Source organism: Chromohalobacter sp. HP20-39 (assembly GCF_033052815.1).
In the GTDB taxonomy this organism is placed as follows: domain Bacteria; phylum Pseudomonadota; class Gammaproteobacteria; order Pseudomonadales; family Halomonadaceae; genus Chromohalobacter.
The window spans coordinates 1-230 of the sequence record NZ_JAWHTP010001249.1; the positions used below are offsets into that span (position 1 = coordinate 1).

A 230-nucleotide genomic window follows, 5' to 3' on the forward strand; every position below is an offset into this window, starting at 1 on the left:
GAGTATCGTGAGCAACGTAAGGGCTGCCGTTATCGCTGAGCCATTCAATGGGCGAGGCCAAGCGGTTCACCGGGCCAAAGCGATGCTCGACAGTGGCGACCATCAGATCACGGATGTCCTCGGCGGTGATGCCGCCGGTGGTAGCAACGTGCCCCATGGCCTCGCGGTCACAGCAGTCGAGTGCAAAGGCGACGCGCACCTTTTCGCCATTGTCGCAAGCGATCTCCAAG

Annotated in this window: 1 protein-coding gene; it reads right to left on the reverse strand. The window is 61.3% G+C overall.

All coding sequences use genetic code 11. The annotated features are described in order from the left end of the window. Positions 1 to 230 (reverse strand): DDE-type integrase/transposase/recombinase (locus tag RVY79_RS21865; protein WP_317466724.1); only part of this gene is annotated, 230 nt, incomplete at both ends.